This window comes from Mailhella massiliensis (assembly GCF_020741395.1).
GTDB lineage: Bacteria > Desulfobacterota > Desulfovibrionia > Desulfovibrionales > Desulfovibrionaceae > Mailhella > Mailhella massiliensis_A.
Window position 1 is genome coordinate 1 of the sequence record NZ_DYZA01000209.1, and the last position, 2,860, is coordinate 2,860.

At 61.3% G+C, this 2,860-nt stretch carries 2 protein-coding genes; one reads left to right on the plus strand and one right to left on the minus strand.

Annotation, left to right across the window (positions count from 1 at the left end; genetic code table 11):
* On the minus strand, positions 1 to 438 hold a 438-nt coding region (locus K8W16_RS10255), incomplete at its 3' end, for an aminotransferase class I/II-fold pyridoxal phosphate-dependent enzyme (protein WP_304123316.1).
* Positions 439 to 813: 375 nt separating this feature from the next.
* Here K8W16_RS10255 and ppdK point away from each other — a divergent pair.
* Positions 814 to 2,860 (plus strand): pyruvate, phosphate dikinase (gene ppdK, locus K8W16_RS10260; protein WP_304123319.1); only part of this gene is annotated, 2,047 nt, incomplete at its 3' end.

Genomic DNA, 2,860 nt, shown 5'->3' on the forward strand with positions numbered 1-2,860 from the left:
GTAGTGCACCGCCTTGCCGCCCGCGAGGTTGGCGCAGGCCGTCCAGAGCGGGTAGTCCGGGGAGGGGATGAGGATTTCGTCGCCGTTGTTGAGCAGCGCCTGCATGGAAAGCTGGATGAGCTCGCTCGCGCCGTTGCCGGTATAGATATCCTTCATGCCCACGCCCGGGATGTTCTTTATCTGGGCGTACTGCATAATGGCCTTTCTGGCGGAGAATATCCCGCGCGATTCCGAATAGCCCTGCGACTTGGCGATGGAGTCGCGCATGTCGATGATCACCTCTTCCGGTGCGGAAAAGCCGAACGGCGCGGGATTGCCGATATTGAGCTTGAGAATGTTCATGCCGTTCTCTTCCATGCGGGCGGCTTCGTCCACCACGGGTCCGCGCACATCGTAAAGCACGTTGTCCAGCTTGCTGGATTTGGAAAAGGTTCTCATCGTGACTCCTGCTTCTCCGGTACGAAAATGAAGTTTTCCCTGAGCCCTCCCGGGGACGAAAGCGCCTTCCGGGTCGGGCACCCGCCCCAGGAAGGGCGGCGACAGGCTACCCTAGCACCATTCCCCCCCGGACGCAAAGGACCTCCGCCCCCTTCCGGCAAAAAATCCCCGGCTCTTCCCCTCCTGCGGCAGGCCTTCCCCGCAGCCTCCGCTTCCCGGCGTGCAGGCCGCTTTTCCGGCTTCACTCCAGGGAAAGGCGCCCTTCAGGGCGGAAAAGCCCTTCTCCCGGAAAAAAAAGAGTACCCGCTGTATATGAGGGGCAAAGCCCTGCCCTGTGCCTGTGATTCCGCACCCTTCGAAAAGGAACGCCGCCGCATGCCCCGCAGGTCGGACAGATGCACAAGCCTCAATAATTATCCCGCCGTGTTGACGTTGCGGAAAGACTTTCGTACTGTGGCGCAAAGAATTGTCATCCTGATCAACAAGGAGATCATCCATATGAAGTATGTGTATCTGTTCCATGAAGGGAATGCGCAGATGAGGAGCCTCTTGGGCGGCAAGGGCGCCAACCTGGCGGAAATGACCAACATCGGCCTGCCCGTTCCTTTCGGCATGACTATTTCCACCGACGCCTGCCGCGACTACTATGCCCAGGGAGGCAAGCTCCCCGAAGGCCTGGTGGATGAAGTCATGGCCAGCCTCGCCAAGGTGGAGGAAAAGGTCGGCAAGCGCTTCGGCGATGCGGAAAATCCCCTCCTGCTCTCCGTGCGTTCCGGCGCCGTGTTCTCCATGCCCGGCATGATGGATACCATCCTGAACCTCGGCCTGAACGCCGTCACCTTCCCTGCCCTGGCCAGGCTTACGAACAACGAATGGTTCGCCTGCGACACCTACCGCCGCTTCATCCAGATGTTCTCCGACGTGGTTATGGAAATCTCCAAGGAGAAATTCGAGGATATCCTTCAGGAGCAGAAGACCGCGCAGGGCGTGAAGCTCGACCAGGAGCTTTCCGTGGAATCCCTGCGCACCGTCATCGCCCGCAGCAAGGAACTCTACCGCGCGGAAATCGGCAGGGACTTCCCGGAAGACGTGCACGAACAGCTCCTGCTCGCCATAGAAGCGGTGTTCCGCTCCTGGAACAACCACCGCGCCATAGTGTACCGCACCATCAACAAGATCGACCATAACCTCGGCACCGCGGTGAACATCCAGTCCATGGCCTTCGGCAACATGGGCAACGATTCCGGCAGCGGCGTGGCCTTCACCCGCAACCCCTCCACCGGCGAGAACAAGCTCTACGGCGAATACCTGGTGAACGCCCAGGGCGAAGACGTGGTGGCCGGCGTGCGCACGCCCCAGCCCATCGCCCACCTCGCCGAGGAAATGCCCGAAGTCTACCGGCAGTTCCGCGACATTGCCGAAAAGCTGGAAAAGCATTACCGCGACATGCAGGATATCGAGCTGACCATCGAACACGGCAAGCTCTTCATCCTCCAGACCAGAAACGGCAAGCGTACGGCGCAGTCCGCCCTCAAGATCGCCTGCGACATGGTGGAAGAAGGCCTCATCACCAAGAACGAAGCCATACTGCGCATCGACCCTGAAAACCTCGCCAACGTGCTGCATCGCCAGATCGACAGCTCCGCCAATCCCCATGTGCTGGCCAAGGGCCTTGCCGCCTCTCCGGGCGCGGCCTTCGGTTCCGTGGTCTTCGACGCCGACGAAGCCGAACACCTCGGCCGCATCGGCGCGAAGGTGGTGCTCGTGCGCGTGGAAACTACGCCCGACGATATCCACGGCATCGTGCAGGCCCAGGGCATCCTCACCAGCCGCGGCGGCATGACCAGCCATGCGGCCGTGGTGACACGCGGCATGGGCAAGCCCTGCGTGTGCGGTTGCGAAGCCGTGAAGGTGGACTACGCGAAGCAGTGCTTCACCGTGGGCGACACCGTGGTGAAGAAGGGCGACCTCATCTCCATCGACGGCTCCACCGGCAACGTCATCCTCGGCGCCGTGCCGCTGAAGGATCCCGAACTCTCCCACGAATACCAGACCATCCTGAGCTGGGCCGACGAAGTGCGCGAACTTCAGGTGCGCGCCAACGCCGATACCCCCGAAGATGCGGAAAAGTCCCGCCGCTTCGGCGCGGAAGGCATAGGCCTTACCAGAACCGAACACATGTTCATGGCGCAGGAACGCCTGCCCCATGTGCAGCAGATGATCCTGGCCGAAACCAGGGAAGCCCGCATCGAAGCCCTGAAGCCCCTGCAGATCATGCAGGAAAACGACTTCTACGGCATCCTGAAGGCCATGAACGGCCTGCCCGTGTGCATCCGCCTGCTCGACCCGCCGCTGCATGAATTTTTGCCCAGCCTCCAGAAGCTGCTTGTGGAAACTACGGAACTGCGCGTGCGCGGCGACA